General features: G+C 68.0%; 15 protein-coding genes. All 15 read left to right on the forward strand.

Features of this window, described 5'->3' with window-relative positions; all coding sequences use genetic code 11:
- Positions 1-102 precede the first annotated feature (102 nt).
- Positions 103-1,899 carry a protein-disulfide reductase DsbD gene (dsbD, locus tag AAFN46_RS11805; protein WP_347808885.1) on the forward strand — a complete coding sequence of 599 codons (1,797 nt, stop codon included), beginning with the start codon at positions 103-105 and terminating at the stop codon, positions 1,897-1,899.
- 122 nt (positions 1,900-2,021) lie between these two features.
- On the forward strand, positions 2,022-2,465 hold the full coding sequence (gene aroQ / locus AAFN46_RS11810; protein ID WP_347808886.1) for a type II 3-dehydroquinate dehydratase: 444 nt from the start codon (positions 2,022-2,024) through the stop codon (positions 2,463-2,465).
- 25 nt (positions 2,466-2,490) lie between these two features.
- The gene (accB, locus tag AAFN46_RS11815; protein WP_347808887.1) at positions 2,491-2,943 is read left to right on the forward strand and encodes an acetyl-CoA carboxylase biotin carboxyl carrier protein; all 453 of its coding nucleotides are present in this window, start codon (positions 2,491-2,493) and stop codon (positions 2,941-2,943) included.
- Positions 2,944-2,960: 17 nt separating this feature from the next.
- The gene (gene accC / locus AAFN46_RS11820; protein ID WP_347808888.1) at positions 2,961-4,316 is read left to right on the forward strand and encodes an acetyl-CoA carboxylase biotin carboxylase subunit; all 1,356 of its coding nucleotides are present in this window, start codon (positions 2,961-2,963) and stop codon (positions 4,314-4,316) included.
- Positions 4,317-4,449: 133 nt separating this feature from the next.
- Entirely contained in the window at positions 4,450-5,331 is an 882-nt protein-coding gene (gene prmA, locus AAFN46_RS11825) for a 50S ribosomal protein L11 methyltransferase (RefSeq protein WP_347808889.1), read from the forward strand.
- Positions 5,332-5,393: 62 nt separating this feature from the next.
- Complete coding sequence (locus tag AAFN46_RS11830; protein ID WP_347808890.1) at positions 5,394-6,794, forward strand: DUF3426 domain-containing protein; 1,401 nt, start codon at positions 5,394-5,396, stop codon at positions 6,792-6,794.
- A gap of 265 nt (positions 6,795-7,059) precedes the next feature.
- Positions 7,060-8,058, forward strand: a complete 999-nt coding sequence (gene dusB, locus AAFN46_RS11835) for a tRNA dihydrouridine synthase DusB (RefSeq protein ID WP_347808891.1) — start codon at positions 7,060-7,062, stop codon at positions 8,056-8,058.
- Entirely contained in the window at positions 8,055-8,390 is a 336-nt protein-coding gene (fis, locus tag AAFN46_RS11840) for a DNA-binding transcriptional regulator Fis (protein WP_347808892.1), read from the forward strand. Before dusB ends, fis begins: the two co-directional genes overlap by 4 nt.
- Before the next feature lie 79 nt (positions 8,391-8,469).
- The gene (purH, locus tag AAFN46_RS11845; RefSeq protein WP_347808893.1) at positions 8,470-10,077 is read left to right on the forward strand and encodes a bifunctional phosphoribosylaminoimidazolecarboxamide formyltransferase/IMP cyclohydrolase; all 1,608 of its coding nucleotides are present in this window, start codon (positions 8,470-8,472) and stop codon (positions 10,075-10,077) included.
- A gap of 110 nt (positions 10,078-10,187) precedes the next feature.
- Positions 10,188-11,477: a phosphoribosylamine--glycine ligase gene (gene purD, locus AAFN46_RS11850; RefSeq protein ID WP_347808894.1), complete on the forward strand. Its 1,290-nt coding sequence runs from the start codon at positions 10,188-10,190 to the stop codon at positions 11,475-11,477.
- A 112-nt stretch (positions 11,478-11,589) separates the two neighbouring features.
- A complete protein-coding gene (locus tag AAFN46_RS11855) occupies positions 11,590-14,349 on the forward strand; it encodes a response regulator (protein ID WP_347808895.1) in 2,760 nt (919 codons plus the stop codon).
- 66 nt (positions 14,350-14,415) lie between these two features.
- Positions 14,416-15,012, forward strand: coding sequence for a MarC family protein (locus AAFN46_RS11860; protein ID WP_347808896.1), 597 nt, complete (start codon positions 14,416-14,418; stop codon positions 15,010-15,012).
- A gap of 173 nt (positions 15,013-15,185) precedes the next feature.
- Positions 15,186-16,982 (forward strand): allophanate hydrolase, encoded by a 1,797-nt coding sequence (atzF, locus tag AAFN46_RS11865; protein ID WP_347808897.1) that lies wholly within the window; start codon positions 15,186-15,188, stop codon positions 16,980-16,982.
- A gap of 129 nt (positions 16,983-17,111) precedes the next feature.
- Positions 17,112-20,741: an urea carboxylase gene (gene uca / locus AAFN46_RS11870; protein ID WP_347808898.1), complete on the forward strand. Its 3,630-nt coding sequence runs from the start codon at positions 17,112-17,114 to the stop codon at positions 20,739-20,741.
- Complete coding sequence (locus AAFN46_RS11875; protein WP_347808899.1) at positions 20,741-21,463, forward strand: GntR family transcriptional regulator; 723 nt, start codon at positions 20,741-20,743, stop codon at positions 21,461-21,463. Before uca ends, AAFN46_RS11875 begins: the two co-directional genes overlap by 1 nt.
- The last annotated feature ends 53 nt before the right edge of the window (positions 21,464-21,516 follow it).

The following is a 21,516-nucleotide window of genomic DNA, read 5'->3' on the forward strand; positions in this document are numbered from 1 at the left end:
CAGCGCCCGGCAATATCCGCTGACACCCTGCGCCCCCCGCTCGCCTGGGGTCCGGCGAGCGACTTGGGTATGATGCCCGCACATCTTTCGTGCGAGCCCGTTATGCGCCGTCTGCTGCCCCTGTTCCTGCTGCTGTTCACCCTGCCCGCCCTGGCCGGTCTGTTCGACGACCCGGCGCCACGCGGCATCATCGACGACGCGCCGCTGAACAACAGCGGCGACTTCCTGCCGGTGCGCGAGGCGTTCAAGCTCAACCTGGTTGAGCACAACGACAAGTCGGTCAAGCTGCGCTTCGTGGGCGCCGAGGGCTACTACCTCTACAAGCACCGTTTCAGTTTCCGCATCGAGCCGAGTGATCTGGCCAGGGGCGAGGCGGTGCTGCCGGCCGGCACGCCCAAGCACGACGAATACTTCGGCGATGTCGAGGTGTACTACGGCATCACCGACGTCGAGTTGCCGCTCGACAACCCCGTCGACCTGCCCTTCACCGTCCATGTCGGCTATCAGGGCTGCGCCGACAAGGGCCTGTGCTATCCACCGGAGAGCGAGCGCATCGAGGTCGAGGGCCTGGGCGCCGCACCGGCCAGCTCGACCGCCACCGCACCGAGCGACGCCCCGGCGCAGTCCGGCTGGACCTGGAAGGAGCTGACGCTGTTCTTCCTCGGCGGCCTGGCCCTGACCTTCACCCCCTGCGTGCTGCCGATGCTGCCGATCCTCACCGGCGTGGTGCTGCGCGGCCAGCCCGGCGGCGCCCGCGGCCTGGTGCTGTCGCTGGCCTACGTGCTGCCGATGGCGCTCAGCTTCGCCATCCTCGGCGCGCTGATGGGCGTGTTCGGCGCCGAGCTCAACCTGCAGGCGCGCCTGCAGTCGCCCTGGGTGCTGGTGCCTTTCGCCATTTTCTTCGCCCTGTTCGGCGCCGCCAGTCTGGGCTTCCTCGAACTGCGCCTGCCGGCCGCCATCGGCGTCCCGCTGGAGAACCTCAGCCAGCGCCTGAAGGGCGGCACCCTGCTCAGCGCCGCCGCCCTCGGCGTGCTCTCCAGCCTGCTGGTATCGCCCTGCGTATCGGCGCCGCTGGCCGGCGCCCTGCTCTATATCAGCGCCAGCGGCGACGCCCTCGGCGGCGGCCTCAAGCTGCTGGCCCTGGGCCTGGGCATGGGCGCGCCGCTGGTGCTGTTCGCCGTCGGCGGCGGAGCCCTGCTGCCACGCTCCGGCCAATGGATGGTGGCGGTGCGCAACACCTTCGGCGCGCTGCTGATGGCGGTCGCCGTGTGGCTGCTGGAGCGAGTGGTGCCCGGCCCGGTCGCCCTGGCCCTGTGGGGCCTGCTGGCCGCCGGCATCGCCCTGTGGCTCGGCACCCTGGAGCTGACGCCCAAAACCCATCACCAGAAGCTGGCCCAACTGCTCGGCCTGCCGCTGCTGGTCTACGCCCTGGTCGCCTGGTTCGGCGCCCTGCAGGGCGCTAGCGACCCGCTGCGCCCGCTGGGCCGCGCCGAAGTCGCCGTCACTACCACGACGGCCTCCGCCCAGGGCAAATGGCAGACCGTCACCGCCCCGGCCGAACTGGACGCAGCCCTGGCCTCGGCCAAGGCTGCGGGCCAGCCACTGCTGCTGGACTGGTACGCCGACTGGTGCATCAGCTGCAAGGTGATCGAGCGCGAGGTGCTCACCGCCCCGGCGGTGAGCGCGCAGCTGGGCGGCTACCGACTGGTGCGCTTCGACATCAGCGAGAGCCGCGAGGACCAGCGCGCCCTGCTCGACCGCTACCAGCTGTTCGGCCCGCCGGCGATCCTGTTCTTCTCACCCGCAGGTGACGAATGGGCCGATCTGCGTGTCGTAGGTGAAATCGATGCCAGCGACTTTGCCGATCGCCTGACCCACGCCGCCTCGCGACAGAACTGACGACGTCATATTTCTGCCGCAAATTTCGTCCATCTTGCCGACTACTCCTGGCATCTGGACAGCCTGCGGCGCATTGGGCATAGTCCAGGCCAACCCTCGCACGGAACGACAAGGAAGCGCCCATGGCCACCCTCCTGGTGCTGCACGGACCCAACCTCAACCTGCTGGGCACCCGCGAGCCCGACAAATACGGCGCCACCACCCTGGCCGAGATCAATCAGGACCTGGAGCAGCGCGCCCGCGCCGCCGGCCATCATCTGCTGTACCTGCAGAGCAATGCCGAGTACGAGCTGATCGACCGCATTCACGCCGCAAAAGGCGAAGGTGTCGACTTCATCCTGATCAATCCCGCCGCTTTTACCCATACCAGCGTCGCATTACGTGACGCATTGCTGGCGGTGAGCATCCCATTCATCGAAGTGCACCTGTCCAACGTGCACAAACGCGAAGCCTTCCGCCATCACTCCTACTTCTCCGACGTAGCGGTGGGAGTGATCTGCGGCCTCGGCGCCAGCGGTTACCGCCTGGCTTTGGAAGCCGCCCTGGAACAATTAGAACGCCCCTGACCTCACCCTTGGGAGTTGAAAAACTATGGATATCCGCAAAGTCAAAAAACTGATCGAACTGCTGGAAGAGTCCGGTATCGACGAACTGGAGATCCGCGAGGGCGAAGAGTCCGTGCGCATCAGCCGCCATAGCGCCAAGGCCATGGCCGCCCCGGTCTACGCCACCGCTCCGGCTCCGGCCGCCGCTCCGGTGGCCGCCCCGGCCCCGACCGCCGAAGCCGCCCCGGCCGCCGCCAAGCTGAACGGCCACGTGGTGCGTTCGCCGATGGTCGGCACCTTCTACCGCGCCGCCTCGCCGACCTCGGCCAACTTCGCCGAACCCGGCCAGACCGTGAAGAAGGGCGACATCCTGTGCATCGTCGAAGCCATGAAGATGATGAACCACATCGAGGCCGAAGCCAGCGGCGTGATCGAGCAGATTCTGGTCGACAACGGCCAGCCGGTTGAGTACGACCAGCCCCTGTTCACCATCGTCTGATGCACGGGGAGCCTGCGATGCAGAAGCTGGAGAAAGTCCTGATCGCCAACCGTGGCGAAATCGCCCTGCGCATCCTGCGCGCCTGCAAGGAGATGGGCATCAAGACGGTGGCCGTGTACTCCACCGCCGACCGCGAACTCATGCACCTGGGCCTGGCCGACGAGACCGTCTGCATCGGCCCGGCACCGGGCGCCAAGTCCTACCTGAGCATCCCGGCGATCATCGCCGCCGCCGAGGTGACCGGCGCCACCGCCATTCACCCGGGCTACGGCTTCCTCGCCGAGAACGCCGACTTCGCCGAGCAGATCGAGAAGTCCGGTTTCAAGTTCGTCGGCCCCACCGGCGACGTGATCCGCCTGATGGGCGACAAGGTCTCGGCCAAGAACGCCATGATCAAGTCCGGCGTCCCCGTGGTGCCCGGCTCCGACGGCCCGCTGCCGGAGGACGAGGAAGCCGCGCTGGCCATCGCCCGCGATGTCGGCTACCCGGTGATCATCAAGGCCGCCGGCGGCGGCGGTGGCCGCGGCATGCGAGTGGTGCACAAGGAAGAAGACCTGATCAAGTCGGCCAAGCTGACCCGCACCGAGGCTGGCGCCGCCTTCGGCAACGAGATGGTCTACCTGGAGAAGTTCCTCGGCAATCCGCGCCACGTGGAAGTCCAGGTGCTGTCCGACGGTCAGGGCAACGCCATCCACCTGTACGACCGCGACTGCTCGCTGCAGCGCCGTCACCAGAAGGTGCTGGAGGAAGCCCCCGCCCCGCAGATCGACGAGAAGGCCCGCGCCGAAGTGCTCAAGCGCTGCGTCGACGCCTGCATCGAGATCGGCTACCGCGGCGCCGGCACCTTCGAGTTCCTCTATGAAGACGGCCGCTTCTACTTCATCGAGATGAACACCCGCGTGCAGGTCGAGCACCCGGTCACCGAGATGGTCACCGGCATCGACATCGTCAAGGAGATGCTCAGCATCGCCGCCGGCAACAAGCTGTCGATCAAGCAGGAAGACGTGAAGATCCTCGGCCACGCCCTGGAGTGCCGGATCAACGCCGAAGATCCGGACAACTTCATGCCCTGCCCGGGCAAGGTCAAGCACTACCACGCCCCGGGCGGCAACGGCATCCGCGTCGACTCGCACCTGTACAGCGGCTATTCGGTACCGCCGAACTACGACTCGCTGATCGGCAAGCTGATCAGCTACGGCCGCACCCGCGACGAGGCCATGGCGCGCATGCGCAATGCCCTGGAGGAGATCGTGGTGGACGGGATCAAGACCAATATCCCGCTGCACCGCGACCTCACCCGCGACAAGGGCTTCCTCAAGGGCGGCGTGAATATCCACTACCTGGAAAAGAAACTGGGCATGGATAAGCACTAAGTCGAGCCTCAAGCTGCAAGCCTCAAGCGGCAAGCTGTACGATATGCACTTCAAGGGAGCGGCCTCGGCCGCTCCTTCTTTTTCTTGCAGCTTGAAGCTTGCCGCTTGAAGCTGCTCCCGAAGGGAGCCCCCCATGCCCTGGTTACAAGTCCGTCTCGCCATCACCCCCGAACAGGCGCAGACCTACGAGGACGCCCTGCTCGGCGTCGGCGCCGTGTCGGTGACCTTCATGGATGCCGAGGACCAGCCGATCTTCGAGCCTGACCTGGGCACCACCCCGCTGTGGTCGCACACCCATCTGCTGGCCCTGTTCGAGGCCGATACCGACGCCACCAACCTAGTCGCCCACCTCGAGCTGCTCACCGGTGGCGCCCTGCCCGAGCACCAGATCGAGCGCATCGAGGATCAGGACTGGGAACGCAGCTGGATGGACAACTTCCAGCCGATGCGCTTCGGCCGGCGCCTGTGGATAGTGCCGAGCTGGCACGCGGCGCCGGAACCGGGCGCGGTCAACCTGCTGCTCGACCCCGGCCTGGCCTTCGGCACCGGCACCCACCCGACCACCGCGCTGTGCCTGGAATGGCTGGACGGCCAGGACCTGGCCGGCTGCGTGGTCATCGACTTCGGCTGCGGCTCCGGCATCCTGGCCATCGCCGCCCTGCTGCTCGGCGCCCCCCAGGCTCGCGGCACCGACATCGACCCGCAGGCCCTGGAAGCCTCGCGCGACAACGCCTCGCGCAACGGCATCGCCGCCGAGCGCTTCCCGGTCTATCTGCCGGCCGATATGCCGCAGCAGCCCGCCGATGTGGTGGTGGCCAATATCCTGGCCGGCCCGCTGGTATCCCTGGCGCCGCAGATCACCGCGCTGGTCAAGACCGGCGGCCGCCTGGCGCTGTCCGGCATCCTCGCCGAGCAGGCCGAGGAAGTGCGCGCCGCCTATGCCGAGGCCTTCGAACTCGACCCGACTGCCGTCAAGGACGGCTGGGTCCGCATCAGCGGCATCAGACGCGGCTAACCCCTTGTATTCCCAGGCCCGGGACTGGGTAAACTAGCGCCCTGTTTCGCACGGACCGCCGCATGACCGACAGTTTCGTCACTCAATGCCCCCACTGCCGCACCAGCTTCCGCATCAGTCGCGCGCAGCTGGGCGCCGCCCATGGCGCCGTGCGCTGCGGGGCCTGCATGCGCGTGTTCAATGCCGCCCAGCAGCTGCTGGTGGACCAGAACCGGGCCAGCAAGCCGGCCACACCACAGCCCACGCCCACGCCCACGCCGGCTCCGGCTCCGGCTCCGGCTCCGAGCAAGCCCGCGACGGTGGCCGCTCCGCCAGCCCGGCCTGCACCTCCCGCATCACCAGCCCCCGTGCAACCCGCAGCCGCGCCAGCGTCCAGGCCCAGCCAGCCACCGCCGGCAACGGAGAAGAAGTCCGTCGACACCCTGTGGATTCACGACGACCTGGACCTCGACAGCCTCGACCTGGACGAGGAGCTGGCCAAGCTGGAAGAGCAGGAGATGCAGCTGTCCCGCGAGTTCCTGGCGATGGACAGCGCGCCCAAGCCCGCCGAGCACCTGCTGCGCGGCGAGGACGAAGATAAGCGCCATGACGAGAGTTGGGCCGAATCGTTGATCCAGGACGAGCCGCCGCGCAAGCCGGCGCCCATCGCCCCGCCGCGGCCGCGACCGGAGCCGCAGCCCGCCCCGCGCACAAAAGTCGAGCCCGAGCCACCCAAGGCCGAGCCGGCGAGCCGCACCAAGCCCAGCGAAGCGCCTGCGGCCATGCCCACGCCCGTGCCGGAGCGCGAGGAGCCCAGCCTGGGCAAGCTGTCCATCTCGGATGCAGATGCGCCCGAGGAAATCGGCGATGGCGACTACGGCATCGCCGCCGAACCGGTGCAAGCCGCCAAGCCCACGCGTAGCGAGCCGGCCCTGCGCGACGACAGCCTGCTGGAGCTCAGCGACGACCCGTTGCAGCTCGACTGGCGACAACCACGCAAGCCCTGGGGCCGCTGGATCGGCTGGGGCCTGCTGAACCTGCTGGCCGCCGTCGCCCTGGCCGGGCAGTACGTGACCTACCACTTCGAGGAACTGGCCCGCCAGGACCAGTATCGCCCCTGGTTCGAGGCCCTCTGCCCGGAAATCGGCTGCAGCCTGCCGTCCAAGGTCGACATCACGCAGATCCGCAGCACCAACCTGGTGGTGCGCAGCCATCCGCAGTACATGGACGCGCTGCTGGTCGACGCCATCCTCTACAACCGCGCGCCCTTCGCCCAGCCCTTCCCGCTGCTGGAGCTGCGCTTCGCCGACCTGGGTGGCCAACTGATCGCCAGCAGCCGCTTCCGCCCCAGCGAATACCTCAGCGGCGAACTGGCCGGGCAGGACGAAATGCCGCCACAGACGCCGATCCACATTTCCTTGGAGATCAAGGACCCGGGCGCCAAGGCGGTCAACTACAGCCTCAGCTTCCACTCGCCCGAATAGCCGCGCCGCCTGCTCGCCGGCGGGCCTCAGCGCTCCCGAACACAGGCCCGCTCCCGGCCGCAAGCGCCGAGATTCCGGCGCTTGCGGGTTCAACCGAGGCGAACGGCGATAAGCCGCAGGCTGCTCATAATTTGTTCAAAACAGCCTTTATCCGGTCATCGAGAGCGGGTATCATGCCCTCCCTTTTCCGCACTCCCCCGAACGCCGTCACCGCATCGGCAGGCTACGCCTTTGCCCGGACGACTTCGAGATAACAGGGATGACCATGTCGGTGGTACGCATCGGCCCTTACACACTGCCCAACCCGCTGATCCTCGCCCCCATGGCGGGCGTCACCGATCAGCCGTTCCGCCAGCTGTGCCGACGGCTGGGCGCGGGCATGGTGGTCTCGGAGATGGTCACCAGCGATGTGCGCCTGTGGAACAGCCGCAAGTCGCGCCTGCGCCTGGTGCACCAGGGCGACCCGGAGCCGCGTTCGGTGCAGATCGCCGGCGGCGACCCCGAGATGCTGGCCGAGGCCGCCCGCCGCAACGTCGAGCTGGGCGCGCAGATCATCGACATCAACATGGGCTGCCCGGCCAAGAAAGTCTGCAACAAGGCCGCCGGCTCCGCCCTGATGAAGGACGAACAGCTGGTCGCAGCCATCCTCGACGCCGTGGTCAAGGCGGTAGACGTACCGGTCACCCTGAAGATCCGCACCGGCTGGGACCGCGCGAACAAGAACGGCATCGCCGTGGCGAAAATCGCCGAACAGGCGGGCATCGCGGCGCTGGCCGTGCACGGCCGCACCCGCGCCGATCTGTACACCGGCGAGGCCGAGTACGACACCATCGCCGCCATCAAGCAGGCGGTGTCCATTCCGGTATTCGCCAATGGCGACATCGATTCGCCGCACAAGGCCAGGCAGGTCCTCGACGCCACCGGTGCCGACGCCCTGCTGATCGGCCGCGCGGCACAGGGACGGCCGTGGATCTTCCGCGAGATCGCCCATTATCTGGCGACCGGCAAGGAGCTGCCGGCGCCGACGCTGTACGAAGTGGAACAGATTCTGCTGGAGCACCTGGCCGCATTGCACGCCTTCTACGGCGAGCACATGGGCGTGCGCATCGCGCGCAAGCATGTCGGCTGGTACCTGGCAACCCTGCCCGGCGCCAAGGAGTTTCGCGCCGAGTTCAATCGTCTGGACAGTACGGACGCGCAGTGCACCGCCGCTCGGCAGTTCTTCGCCGCGCAGAACAACAATGGAAAAGGGGTGGCCGCATGACCAGGATGACCGAGCCTTTTTTTGAGCAATCCGTTTTTGATGGGGCAGTACCCGTGAGCGACAACGCCAACCTGAAGCAGCACCTGAACACCCCCTTCGAGCAGGGCCAGTCCCTGCGCGACAGCGTGGAGAAGGCCCTGCACAACTACTTCGCCCATCTCGAAGGGGCTGAGGTGACAGATGTCTACAATCTGGTACTGACCGAGGTCGAGGCGCCGCTGCTGGAGACCGTCATGAACTACGTGAAGGGCAACCAGACCAAGGCCTCCGAGCTGCTCGGCCTGAACCGCGGCACCCTGCGCAAGAAGCTCAAGCAGTACGACCTGCTGTAAACACGCATTCCCCGAGAAGGGCGGTCCGCACAAACGACCGCCCTTTTCCGTTGAATCCCGCCGTTAGATGGAAACCGTGATGACCGACCAAACCACCCGCACTCCCGTTCGCCGCGCCCTGATCAGCGTCTCCGACAAGACCGGCGTCGTCGACTTCGCCCGTGAGCTCGCAGCCCTCGGCGTGGAGATCCTCTCCACCGGCGGCACCTACAAGCTGCTCAAGGACAACGGCATTGCGGCCGTGGAAGTGGCCGACTACACCGGCTTCCCGGAGATGATGGACGGCCGGGTGAAGACCCTGCACCCGAAGATCCACGGCGGCATCCTCGGCCGTCGCGCGCTGGACGGCGCGGTGATGGAACAACACGGCATCAAGCCGATCGACCTGGTCGCGGTCAACCTCTACCCCTTCGCCGCCACCGTGGCCAGGCCCGACTGTGATCTGGCCGATGCCATCGAGAACATCGACATCGGCGGCCCGACCATGGTCCGCAGCGCGGCGAAGAACCACAAGGACGTGGCCATAGTGGTCAACGCCTGCGATTACGCCGGCATCGTCGAATCGCTCAAGGCCGGCGGTCTGAGCTACGCCCAGCGCTTCGACCTGGCGCTCAAGGCCTTCGAGCACACCGCCGCCTACGACGGCATGATCGCCAACTATCTGGGCACCATCGACCAGAGCCGCGACACCCTGAGCACCGAGAATCGCGGCGCCTTCCCGCGCACCTTCAACAGCCAGTTCGTCAAGGCCCAGGAAATGCGCTACGGCGAGAACCCGCACCAGAGCGCTGCCTTCTACGTCGAGGCCGACAAGGGCGAGGCCAGCGTCTCCACCGCCGTGCAGCTGCAGGGCAAGGAGCTGTCGTTCAACAACGTGGCCGACACCGACGCCGCACTGGAATGCGTGAAGAGCTTCGTCAAGCCGGCCTGCGTCATCGTCAAGCACGCCAACCCCTGCGGCGTCGCCGTGGTACCGGACGACGAAGGCGGCATCCGCAAGGCCTATGACCTGGCCTATGCCACCGACAGCGAATCCGCCTTCGGCGGCATCATCGCCTTCAACCGCGAGCTGGATGGCGAGACCGCCAAGGCCATCGTCGAGCGCCAGTTCGTCGAAGTGATCATCGCGCCCAAGGTTTCCGCCGAGGCCCGCGAAGTGGTGGCCGCCAAGGCCAACGTGCGCCTGCTGGAGTGTGGCGAGTGGCCGGCCGATCGCGCCGCCGGCTGGGACTTCAAGCGCGTCAACGGCGGCCTGCTGGTGCAGAGCCGCGATATCGGCATGATCGCCGCGTCCGACCTCAAGGTCGTGACCCGGCGCGCGCCGAGCGAGCAGGAGATCCACGACCTGGTCTTCGCCTGGAAAGTGGCCAAGTTCGTCAAGTCCAACGCCATCGTGTACGCGAAGAACCGTCAGACCGTCGGCGTCGGCGCCGGCCAAATGAGCCGGGTCAACTCCGCGCGCATCGCCGCCATCAAGGCCGAGCACGCCGGCCTGCAGGTTCAGGGCGCGGTGATGGCCTCGGACGCCTTCTTCCCCTTCCGCGACGGCATCGACAACGCCGCCAAGGCCGGCATCACCGCGGTGATCCAGCCGGGCGGCTCGATGCGCGATGCCGAAGTCATCGCCGCCGCCGACGAAGCCGGCATCGCCATGGTGTTCACCGGTATGCGCCATTTCCGTCATTAACAGCGAGCTGCAAGCTGCAAGCTGCAAGCTGCAAGCAAAGCGCCGTTCAGTTCGGCTTTTGCTTGAGGCTTGAGGCTTGAGGCTTGAGGCTCTCTCCGCAGGAGAGATTCATGAACGTACTGATCATCGGCAGCGGCGGCCGCGAGCACGCCCTGGCCTGGAAAGTGGCGCAGGACAAGCGCGTCGAGAAAGTCTTCGTCGCCCCGGGCAACGCCGGCACCGCCCTCGAAGCCAAGTGCGAGAACGTCGCCATCGACGTGCTGGCCATCGAGCAGCTGGCCGACTTCGCCGAACAGAACGTGCAGCTGACCATAGTCGGCCCGGAAGCGCCGCTGGTGAAGGGCGTGGTCGACCTGTTCCGCTCGCGCGGCCTGGACATCTTCGGCCCCACCGCCGCCGCCGCTCAGCTGGAAGGCTCCAAGGCCTTCACCAAGGACTTCCTGGCGCGCCACAACATCCCCACCGCCGCCTACCGGAACTTCACCGAAGTCGAGCCGGCCCTGGCCTACCTGCGTGAGCAGGGCGCGCCGATCGTGATCAAGGCCGACGGCCTGGCCGCGGGCAAGGGCGTGATAGTCGCCATGACCCTGGCAGAAGCCGAAGAGGCCGTGCGCGACATGCTCAGCGGCAATGCGTTTGGCGACGCCGGCGCACGCGTGGTGATCGAGGAATTCCTCGACGGCGAAGAAGCCTCCTTCATCGTCATGGTCGACGGCGAGCACGTGCTGCCGATGGCCACCAGCCAGGACCACAAGCGCGTCGGCGACGGCGACAGCGGCCCCAACACCGGCGGCATGGGCGCCTACTCGCCGGCCCCGGTGGTCACCCCGGACGTGCACCAGCGGGTGATGGACGAAGTGATCATGCCGACCGTGCGCGGCATGGCCAGCGAAGGCAACGTCTACACCGGCTTCCTCTACGCCGGCCTGATGATCGACAAGGCCGGTGCACCCAAGGTCATCGAGTTCAACTGCCGCTTCGGCGACCCGGAGACCCAGCCGGTGATGCTGCGTCTGGAGTCCAGCCTGGTGCTGCTGGTCGAGGCCGCCCTGGCCAAGGCCCTGGACAAGGTCGAGGCGACCTGGGACCCGCGCCCGACCGTGGGCGTGGTGATCGCCGCCGGTGGCTACCCGGGCGACTACGCCAAGGGCGCCGTTATCGAAGGCCTGGACGAGGCCGCCAAGCTCGACGGCAAGGTGTTCCATGCCGGCACCAAGCTTTCGGACGGTCAGATAGTCACCGCCGGCGGCCGCGTGCTGTGCGCCACCGCCATCGGCCCGAGCGTGTCCAGCGCCCAGCAGCAGGCCTATCGCCTGGCGGAAAAGATCCGCTGGGACGGCAGCTTCTACCGCACCGACATCGGCTACCGCGCCATCGCCCGCGAACAGGGCGAGAACTGAGGCTAAAAAGTAAAGTTGCGGTAAAGCGCGCATAAAGGCAGCCGGCATGGCTGCCTTTTGTTCATTCGCGATAGCTATAATCGGGAAATTGACTTTCGAAGGGACTCCGCCCGTGCGCCGGCTCTGGATCGCCACCGGACTCATATTAAGCCTGCTCCTGGGCCTGCCCCTGCCGGCCAGTGCCAATGGGCAGAGCTGGTCCATCCTGCTGGACAAGTCGGCCCAGATGAGCTTCGCCGAGGTCCAGGCCCAGCGCTCACGCTTCCAGCCGCTGGATCGCCTGGCCTTCACCCTGCCCGCCTCGCCCCAGGCCATCTGGCTCAAGGTCGACACCCAGGCCCTGGCCGAGCCGCACTGGCTGTGGCTGTTCGCCCCGCGGGTGCAGCACCTCGACTTCTACCTGCTCAAGGATGGCGAGCTGGAACAGCAGCTGCGCACCGGCGAGGCCCTGACCCTGAGCTCGCGCCCCTTGCCGTCGCGGGCCTACCTGTTCAACCTGCCCAACGACGGCCAGCCGCGCACCGCCTACCTGCGCATGACCTCCAACCATGCCCTGATGATGTGGTTCAAGGTCATCGACGAGGCCGAACTGGTGGCCCAGGAGAAGCCCGCCTACCTGTTCGGCGCCCTGCTCGGCGGCCTGCTGCTGCTGGCCCTGTTCAACCTGCTGCGCATGGGCTATTCGCCCACCGCCAGCAACCTGTGGCTGGCCGGCATGCACTGCGCCCTGGCCCTGTGCGCCACCGCCAACATCGGCCTGCTCGCCGTGCTGCTACCCGAGCAGAGCTACAACCAGTCGCTGATCGCCGACCTGGCCGCGCTGAGCGCGGCCCTGTGCATTCTCGGCTACACCCGTTTCTTCTTCCGCGGTACCTGCACCGAGCGCCGCATACTGAATCTCGCGCTCTATGCCGAATTCGCCCTGGTCGCCGGCGCCGCCCTGATGATCGCCCTCACCGGGCAGTTCTGGCACAGCTGGCTGGTCTACGGCCTGGTGGTGCTGGTGGCGCTGACCGTGCCCGGCGTGGCCCTGATCCACTGGCGCGCCGGCTACCGGCCGGCGCGCCTGATCTTCGCCGGCATGCTGCTGTTCGACCTGGGCTTCGCCATCCTCGGCCCGGTGCTGTTCGGCTTCGACCAGCTCAACCCGGGCTGGCTGGTGCTCAGCCTGTTCAGCGTGGCCATGGTCGCCGGCGTCATCCTCAGCGTCGCCCTGTCCGAGCGGCAGCGACAGATCCAGAACGAGACGCTGTTCCGGCGCACCCGCGAGGCCGCCAGCAGCGCCGAGCTGAAGGCCAAGGCCGAGTTCCTGGCCAAGATCAGCCACGAGATCCGCACCCCCATGAACGGCGTGCTGGGCATGACCGAGCTGCTGCTCGGCACGCCGCTGTCGGCCAAGCAGCGCGACTACGTGCAGACCATCCACAGCTCCGGCAACGAACTGCTGACCCTGATCAACGAGATTCTCGACATCTCCAAGCTGGAGTCCGGGCAGATCGAGCTGGATGACGTGCAGTTCGACCTCAATGCCCTGATCGAGGACTGCCTGGACATCTTCCGCGCCAAGGCCGAGCAGCAGAAGGTCGAGCTGATCAACTTCACCCAGCCGCAGGTGCCACGGGTGATCGGCGGCGACCCCACGCGCCTGCGCCAGACCCTGCTGAGCCTGCTGGACAACGCCTTCCGCCAGACCGACGAGGGCGAGATCCTGCTGGTGGTGGCGCTGGACACCGAGGGCCAGAGCCCGCGCCTGCGCATCGCCGTGCAGGACAGCGGCCGCCCGCTGGAGTCGGCCGAGCGCGACGCCCTGCTCAACAGCGAGCTGCACAGCAGCGACTTCCTCAGCGCCAGCAAGCTCGACGGCCGCCTCGGCCTGATTATCGCCCGCCAGCTGGTGCGCCTGATGGGTGGCGAGCTCGGCGTGCAGGGCGGCGGCAACAGCGGCAGCACCCTGTGGCTGAGCCTGCCGCTCGACCCGCAGAGCCTGCAGCAACCCGCCACCGACCTCGACGGCCCGCTGCAGGGCGCGCGCCTGCTGGTGGTGGACGACAACGAGACCTGCCGCAAGGTGCTGCAGCAGCAGTGCAGCGCCTGGGGCCTACAGGTCAGCGCGGTGGCCTCCGGCAAGGAGGCCCTGGCCCTGCTGCGCACCAAGGCGCATCTGCGCGAATATTTCGACGCCGTGCTGCTGGACCAGGAGATGCCCGGCATGACCGGCATGCAGCTGGCGGCCAAGATCAAGGAAGACCCCAACCTCAACCACGACCTCCTGCTGGTCATGCTCACCGGCATCAGCAACGCGCCGAGCAAGATCGTCGCGCGCAACGCCGGGATCAAGCGCATCCTGGCCAAGCCGGTGGCCGGCTACACGCTCAAGACCACCCTCGCCGACGAGCTGGCCCAGCGCCAGGCCGGCGCGCCGCAGCGGGCGCAGCCCGACAACGACACGCTGCAGGTGCCGGAGGACTTCCGCATCCTGGTCGCCGAGGACAACAGCATCTCCACCAAGGTGATCCGCGGCATGCTGAGCAAGCTCAACCTGCAGCCGGACACCGCCAGCAACGGCGAGGAAGCCCTGCACGCCATGCAGCAGCGGCAGTACGACCTGGTGCTGATGGACTGCGAGATGCCGGTGCTCGACGGCTTCTCCGCCACCGAACGCCTGCGCGAGTGGGAACGCAACGAACGGCGCGGGCATACCCCGGTGGTGGCGCTGACCGCGCACATCCTCGCCGAGCACAAGGAGCGCGCGCGCCAGGCCGGCATGGACGGCCACATGTCCAAGCCGGTGGAGATGTCGCAACTGCGCGAACTGATCGCCCACTGGGTCAGCGAGCGCGAACGCCGCCAGCGTGACGCCCTGCCCTCATGACGCATCGAAAGCGGGCCGCCACCGCGGCCTCTATGCTTGCCCTACCTGACTCGACGAGCCGTCCCCATGCTTTCCCTGCTGTCCACCCTGTACCTGAAGATGCTGGTGCTTTACAGCCCGTTCTTCGTGCTGTCCTGCTTTCTCGGCCTCACGCCCGGCTATAGCGTCAGGGAGCGCAAGCGCCTGGCCTGGAAGGTGGCGCTGGGCACCCTGATCTCCAGCGTGCTGCTCTACCTGTTCGGCCAGACCATCTTCGAGATCTTCGGCATCACCGCCGACGCCTTCCGCATCGGCGCAGGCTCGGTGCTGTTCATCTCGGCGCTGGGCATGGCCCAGGGCAAGTCGGCGATACAGGCGGACAACCCCAACCAGGACATCACCATAGTGCCGCTGACCATCCCGCTGACCGTCGGCCCCGGCACCATCGGCGCGTTGCTGGTGATGGGCCTCAGCCAGCCCGCGTGGGACGACAAGCTGCTGGCCATAGTCGCCATCGCCTTCGCCAGCATCACCGTCGGCCTGGTGCTGTACCTCTCGGACAAGGTCGAGCGCCTGCTCGGCCAGCAGGGCCTGCAGATCCTCAGCCGCCTGATGGGCCTGTTCGTCTGCGCCCTGGCCGCGCAGATCATCTTCACCGGCGTGCGCGGCTACCTCGTCCCCTGAATCCCGCCCCCTACTGGCGCACCACCACGACCGGCCGGCCCCCAAACGGGGCAGGCCAGCCCGGCGGCGCGCCCAGCACAAGTTATAAATTCTTCTAATTTCAATCGCTTAGAAATCTGGCACGGCTTTCGCTTTACGGACATCGACTTGGATACAAGAAGGAATCTTGGACGATGTCCCACGCCACCCTCGGCTGGACCCTCGGCGACTGGCAGCAGGCCTATAGCAGCGGGCAACTGCAACCCGGCGTACTGGCCGAGCTGCTCGGCGAACTCGGCGCGGGCGACCCGGCCTGGATCGCCCTGGCCAGCCCAGACCAACTGCAGGATCAGCTCGACCAGCTGGCCGAGCGCCTGAGCGCCGCCGCAGGCGACCTCGGCAAGCTGCCGCTGTACGGCGTGCCCTTCGCCATCAAGGACAATATCGACGCCGCCGGCTGGACCACCACCGCCGCCTGCCCGGCCTTCGCCTACGACGCCACAGCCGATGCCACAGTGGTCGCCCGCCTGCGCGCGGCCGGTGCCATCCTGATTGGCAAGACCAACCTCGACCAGTTCGCCACCGGCCTGGTCGGCACCCGCTCGCCCTATGGCGCGGTGCCCAACAGCTTCGATCCGGCCTACGTCAGTGGTGGCTCCAGCTCCGGCTCGGCCAGCGTGGTGGCGCGCGGTCTGGTGGCCTTCGCCCTGGGTACCGACACCGCCGGCTCGGGCCGGGTGCCGGCCGGCTTCAACAATATCGTCGGGCTCAAGCCGACCAAGGGCTGGCTATCCACCCACGGCCTGGTGCCGGCCTGCCGCACCCTGGATTGCGTCTCGGTGTTCGCCCTGACCGTGGCCGATGCTCAGACCGTGGCCAACATCGCCGGCGGCTATGACGCCAGCGATGCCTACAGCCGCAAGAACCCCAACAGCGCCAGGGTCGGCATGCCGACCAAGCCGCGCCTGGCCGTGCCAGCCGATGCCGAGTTCTTCGGCGACGCGCAAAACCAGGCGCTGTTCGAGCACGCCCAGGGCAAGCTGTGCGAACTGGGCGCCGAGCTGGTGGAGATCGACTTCGCCCCCTTCCGCGAGCTGGCCGAGCAGCTCTACCAGGGCGCCTGGGTCGCCGAGCGCACGCTGGCGGTCGAAGGCGTCGAGCCCGCGCATATCGACCCGGTGGTGCGCGGCATAGTCGACAGCGGCCACCGCTACAGCGCCTGCGACGCCTACCGGGCCGAGTATGCGCGCGCCGAGCTGAGCCGCCGGATCAACCAGGCCCTGGCCGGCTTCGACGCGCTGCTGGTGCCGACCTCGCCGACCCTGCGCACCCTGGCCGAGATGCAGGCCGAGCCGGTGCTGTTCAACAGCCAGTTTGGCACCTACACCAACTTCACCAACCTCGCCGACCTCTGCGCCCTGGCCCTGCCGGCCGGGTTCCGCAGCGACGGTCTGCCGGCCGGCATCACCCTGATCGCTCCGGCCTGGCACGACCAGGCGCTGACCGCCCTCGGCCGCCGTTGGCAGGCGTTCCTGGGTCTGCCGCTGGGCGCCACCGGGCGCGCCCTGCCGGCGCAGCCGGCCGCGCCCCAGGCCCCCGGCAGCGTGCGCGTGGCGGTGGTCGGCGCGCACCTGACCGGCATGCCGCTGAACTTCCAGCTCACCAGCCGCGACGCCGTGCTGGTCGAGCAGACCACCAGCAGCGCCGACTACCGGCTCTACGCCCTGCCCGGCAGCGTGCCGCCCAAGCCGGGCCTGGCGCGGGTCGCCGAGGACGGCGCCGAGATCATCGTCGAGCTGTGGGACGTGCCGCAGGCGCGCTTCGGCGAGTTCGTCGCCGAGATCCCGCCGCCGCTGGGCATCGGCAACCTGCAGCTGGCCGACGGCCGCTGGGTCAAGGGCTTCATCTGCGAGCCCTACGCGCTGCAGGGCGCCCGCGATATCACCGCCTTCGGCGGCTGGCGCGCCTTTATCGCCGAAACCAGGAAGTGAATGACTCCCCTCTCCCCCCGGGAGAGGGGCCGGGGGTGAGGGTGTAGGGGATGTTCCCTCACCCTAGCCATCTCCCAAGGGGAGAGGGAACAAGAGCGCAGTCCATCGCGCCAGCCAGGAGACCAAGGAATGTTTCATACCGTACTGATCGCTAACAGAGGCGAGATCGCCGTCCGCGCCATCCGCACCCTCAGGCGCCTGGGCGTGAAGAGCGTGGCGGTGTACTCCGACGCCGACCGCAACGCCCAGCATGTGCGCGATGCCGACCTGGCCATCGCCCTGGGCGGCGACAAGCCGGCCGACAGCTACCTGCGCATCGACAAGATCCTCGCCGCCGCCCAGGAAGCCGGCGCCCAGGCGATCTACCCCGGCTACGGTTTTCTCTCCGAAAGCGCCGAGTTCGCCGAGGCCTGCGAAGCCGCCGGCATCGCCTTCGTCGGCCCGACGCCCGGGCAGATCCGCGAGTTCGGCCTCAAGCACCGTGCCCGCGAGCTGGCCGCCGAAGCCCGGGTGCCGATGGCGCCGGGCACCGGCCTGCTGCACAGCTTGGACGAGGCGCTGCAGGCCGCCGAGGACATCGGCTACCCGGTGATGCTGAAGACCACCGCCGGCGGCGGCGGCATCGGCCTGACCCGCTGCAACGATGCGGCGGCATTGACCGGCGCCTATGACAGCGTCAAGCGCATGGGCGAGCAGTTCTTCAGCGATGCCGGGGTGTTTCTCGAGCGCTTCGTCGACCAGGCGCGGCATGTCGAGGTGCAGATCTTCGGCGACGGCCAGGGCAGGGTCGCGGCCCTGGGCGAACGCGACTGCTCGCTGCAGCGACGCAACCAGAAGGTGGTCGAGGAAACCCCTGCGCCCAACCTGCCGCAGGCCACCCGCGAACGCCTGCACGCCGCCGCCGTACAGCTCGGCGAGTCGGTCAGCTACCGCAGCGCCGGCACCGTGGAATTCATCTACGACGGTGCCCGCGACGACTTCTACTTCCTCGAGGTAAACACCCGCCTGCAGGTCGAGCATCCGGTCACCGAGATGGTCACCGGCCTCGACCTGATCGAGTGCATGCTGCGCGTGGCCGCCGGCGATGCCCTCGACTGGGACGCACTGAACCGCGCCCCGCAGGGCGCCGCCATCGAGGTGCGCATCTATGCCGAGGACCCGCTGAAGAACTTCCAGCCCAGCCCCGGCGTGCTCAGCGAAGTGCACTTCCCAGAAGATGTGCGCGTCGACGGCTGGGTCAGCACCGGCAGCGAAGTCTCGGCCTTCTACGACCCGATGATCGCCAAGCTGATCGTCCACGGCGAGAACCGTGAGCAAGCCATCGCCAAGCTGCGCGCGGCCCTGGGCGAGACGCGCCTGCACGGCATCGCCAGCAACCTCGACTACCTGCGCCAGGTGGTGGCCGACCCGCGCTTCGCCAAGGGTGAGGTGTGGACCCGCCTGCTCGACGGCTTCGAGTTCGCGGCCAGCGTGATCGAGGTGCTGGAGCCCGGCACCTACTCCAGCGTGCAGGACTATCCCGGCCGCCTCGGCTACTGGGATATCGGCGTGCCGCCGTCCGGGCCGATGGACGACTTCGCCTTCCGCCTGGCCAACCGCATCGTCGGCAACCACGCCAGCGCCGCCGGCCTGGAGTTCACCCTGCAGGGCCCGACCCTGCGCTTTCACTGCGACGCGCTGATCGCCCTGACCGGCGCCGACTGCCCGGCCGAACTGGACGGCGAAAGCGTGGCCTACTGGCAGCCGCTCCCGGTCAAGGCCGGCCAGGTGCTCAAGCTCGGCCGCGCGCGTAGCGGCTGCCGCACCTATCTGGCGGTGCGCAACGGTTTCGACGTGCCGCTGTACCTGGGCAGTCGCTCGACCTTCGCCCTCGGCCAGTTCGGCGGCCATGCCGGGCGTACCCTGCGCCCGGCCGATATGCTGGCCATCTCGCAGCCGGCGCTTGCCGCCTGCACCACCCCGGCGCCGGTGGCGCCGCCGCAGGCCGCCCACCCCAGCCTGATCCCGGCCTACGGCAACACCTGGCACATCGGCGTGCTCTATGGCCCGCACGGCGCGCCGGACTTCTTCACGCCCGAGGCGATCGAGGAATTCTTCGCCGCCGAGTGGGAAGTGCACTACAACTCCAACCGCCTCGGCGTGCGCCTGTCCGGGCCCAAGCCGAGCTGGACCCGCGCCAACGGCGGCGAGGCCGGCCTGCATCCGTCCAACGTGCACGACTGCGAGTACGCCATCGGCGCGATCAACTTCACCGGCGATTTCCCGGTGATCCTGACCAAGGACGGCCCGAGCCTGGGCGGCTTCGTCTGCCCGGTGACCATCGCCAAGGCCGAGCTGTGGAAGGTCGGCCAGCTCAAGCCCGGCGACAAGCTGCGCTTCTTCCCCATCGGCTTCCAGCAGGCGCAGAGCCTGGAGCAGGCCCAGCTGGGCAGCATCGAGGCGCTGGCCGCGATCAGCGCGGTGAGCCTGCCGGCGCCCTCGCTGCAGCCAGGCGCCACGGTTTCCGCCACCGTGCTGGCCGAGCTGGCGGCCGAGGGCAGCCGCCCACGGGTGGTCTATCGCCAGGCCGGCGACGCCTACATCCTCATGGAATATGGCGACAACGTGCTCGACCTGGCCCTGCGCCTGCGCGTGCACCTGCTGATGCAGGCGCTCAAGGCCGAGCCGCTGGCCGGCCTTGAGGAGCTGGCGCCGGGCGTGCGCTCGCTGCAGCTGCGCTACGACAGCCGCGTGCTGCACCAGCAGGCGCTGATCGAGCATCTGCTCACGCTGGAACAGCGCCTCGGCGACGTCGCCAGCCTCAAGGTGCCGACCCGCATCGTCCACCTGCCGATGGCCTTCGAGGACAGCGCCACCCTCGGCGCCGTCACCCGCTACCGCGAGACGGTACGCAGCGAGGCGCCCTGGCTGCCGAACAACGTCGACTTCCTGCAGCGCATCAACGGTCTGAACAGCCGCGAGGCGGTGAGAGACATCCTGTTCGATGCCAGCTACCTGATCCTCGGCCTCGGCGACGTCTACCTCGACGCGCCCTGCGCCGTGCCGCTGGACCCGCGCCACCGCCTGCTCAGCTCCAAGTACAACCCGGCGCGCACCTACACCGCCGAAGGCACGGTGGGCATCGGCGGCATGTACATGTGCATCTACGGCATGGACTCGCCCGGCGGCTACCAACTGGTCGGCCGCACCCTGCCGATCTGGAACAAGTTCGTGAAGAACGCCCAGTTCGAAGGTGGCCAGCCCTGGCTGCTGCACTTCTTCGACCAGGTGCGCTTCTACCCGGTCAGCGAGGCCGAGCTGGACGAATTCCGCGAGGCCTTCCGCGAGGGCCGCGCCGAGATTCGCATCGAGCACGGCGAATTCGATTTCGCCGAGTACCAGCGCTTTCTGTCCGCCAACGCGGACGATATCGCCGCCTTCCAGGCCCGGCAGAAGGCCGCCTTCGACGCCGAAGTGCAGCTGTGGCAGGACGACGACCCGACCGCCGCCGCGCCGCTGGCCGGCGTCCAGGACGAGGAGGACGACCTCGACGGCCATCTGGTCAGCGCCGACATGTGCGGCAGCGTGTGGAAGGTGCTGGTCGAGCCCGGCCAGCGCGTCGAGGCCGGCATGCCGCTGCTGGTGGTGGAGGCGATGAAGATGGAACTGGCGGTCACCGCGCCGGTGGCCGGCATCGTCAAGTCGGTGCGCTGTGCGCCGGGCAAGGCGGTGACCCCAGGCGACGCCCTGCTCCTGCTCGACGCGGTGGAGGTCGCCTGATGCAACTGGTCAGCCCCACCAAACCGGCCAAGGAGCGCCCGGAGAAACTCGCCGAGCGCATCTACCAGCGGCTCAAGGACGACATCTTCGAGTTCCGCCTGCTGCCCGGCGACCGCTTCAGCGAGGGCGAGGTGGCCGAGCGCATGGCGGTCAGCCGCACCCCGGTGCGCCAGGCCCTGTACCGCCTGGAGCGCGAGGGCTACCTGGAGGTGTATTTCCGCAGCGGCTGGCAGGTCAAGCCGTTCGACTTCCACCATTTCGAGGAGCTGTACGAAGTGCGCATCGTCCTCGAACTGGAGGCGGTCAAGCGCCTGTGCGAGCGCCCGGCCGGCGAGCTGCCGGCGCCGCTGGAGGACCTGCGCCGCACCTGGCTGGTGCAGCCGGAACAGCGCCTGCAAGACGGCCGCGCCGTGTCGCTGCTCGACGAGCGCTTCCACTGCCAGCTGGTCGAGGCCACCGGCAACCGCGAGCTGGCCCGCCTGCACGCCGAGGTCAGCGAGAAGATCCGCATCATCCGGCGCCTGGACTTCACCCAGGCGCCCCGCGTGGAACTCACCTACGAGGAACACGCCCGCATCCTCGGCGCGATCCTGTCGCGCCGCTGCGAAGAAGCACAGCTATTGCTCAAAGCCCATATCGAGGTGAGCAAGGCGGAAGTGCGCAAGATCACCCTGCACATGCTGCACAGCGCCCGCCAGCGGGCGCTGGCCGGGCAAGGGTGACGCGATAGACCCGTTGAAAGACTGCCAAGCCGAATAACCAGAAACCGCAGTAC

The sequence above is a fragment of the Pseudomonas sp. CAU 1711 genome (assembly GCF_039888625.1).
Taxonomy (GTDB): domain Bacteria; phylum Pseudomonadota; class Gammaproteobacteria; order Pseudomonadales; family Pseudomonadaceae; genus Aquipseudomonas.

Coding starts and splice junctions, on each gene's coding strand:
- dsbD (WP_347808885.1), top strand. CDS start 103: ATGCGCCGTCTGCTGCCCCTGTTCCTGCTGCTGTTCACCCTGCCCGCC.
- aroQ (WP_347808886.1), top strand. CDS start 2,022: ATGGCCACCCTCCTGGTGCTGCACGGACCCAACCTCAACCTGCTGGGC.
- accB (WP_347808887.1), top strand. CDS start 2,491: ATGGATATCCGCAAAGTCAAAAAACTGATCGAACTGCTGGAAGAGTCC.
- accC (WP_347808888.1), top strand. CDS start 2,961: ATGCAGAAGCTGGAGAAAGTCCTGATCGCCAACCGTGGCGAAATCGCC.
- prmA (WP_347808889.1), top strand. CDS start 4,450: ATGCCCTGGTTACAAGTCCGTCTCGCCATCACCCCCGAACAGGCGCAG.
- AAFN46_RS11830 (WP_347808890.1), top strand. CDS start 5,394: ATGACCGACAGTTTCGTCACTCAATGCCCCCACTGCCGCACCAGCTTC.
- dusB (WP_347808891.1), top strand. CDS start 7,060: ATGTCGGTGGTACGCATCGGCCCTTACACACTGCCCAACCCGCTGATC.
- fis (WP_347808892.1), top strand. CDS start 8,055: ATGACCAGGATGACCGAGCCTTTTTTTGAGCAATCCGTTTTTGATGGG.
- purH (WP_347808893.1), top strand. CDS start 8,470: ATGACCGACCAAACCACCCGCACTCCCGTTCGCCGCGCCCTGATCAGC.
- purD (WP_347808894.1), top strand. CDS start 10,188: ATGAACGTACTGATCATCGGCAGCGGCGGCCGCGAGCACGCCCTGGCC.
- AAFN46_RS11860 (WP_347808896.1), top strand. CDS start 14,416: ATGCTTTCCCTGCTGTCCACCCTGTACCTGAAGATGCTGGTGCTTTAC.
- atzF (WP_347808897.1), top strand. CDS start 15,186: ATGTCCCACGCCACCCTCGGCTGGACCCTCGGCGACTGGCAGCAGGCC.
- uca (WP_347808898.1), top strand. CDS start 17,112: ATGTTTCATACCGTACTGATCGCTAACAGAGGCGAGATCGCCGTCCGC.
- AAFN46_RS11875 (WP_347808899.1), top strand. CDS start 20,741: ATGCAACTGGTCAGCCCCACCAAACCGGCCAAGGAGCGCCCGGAGAAA.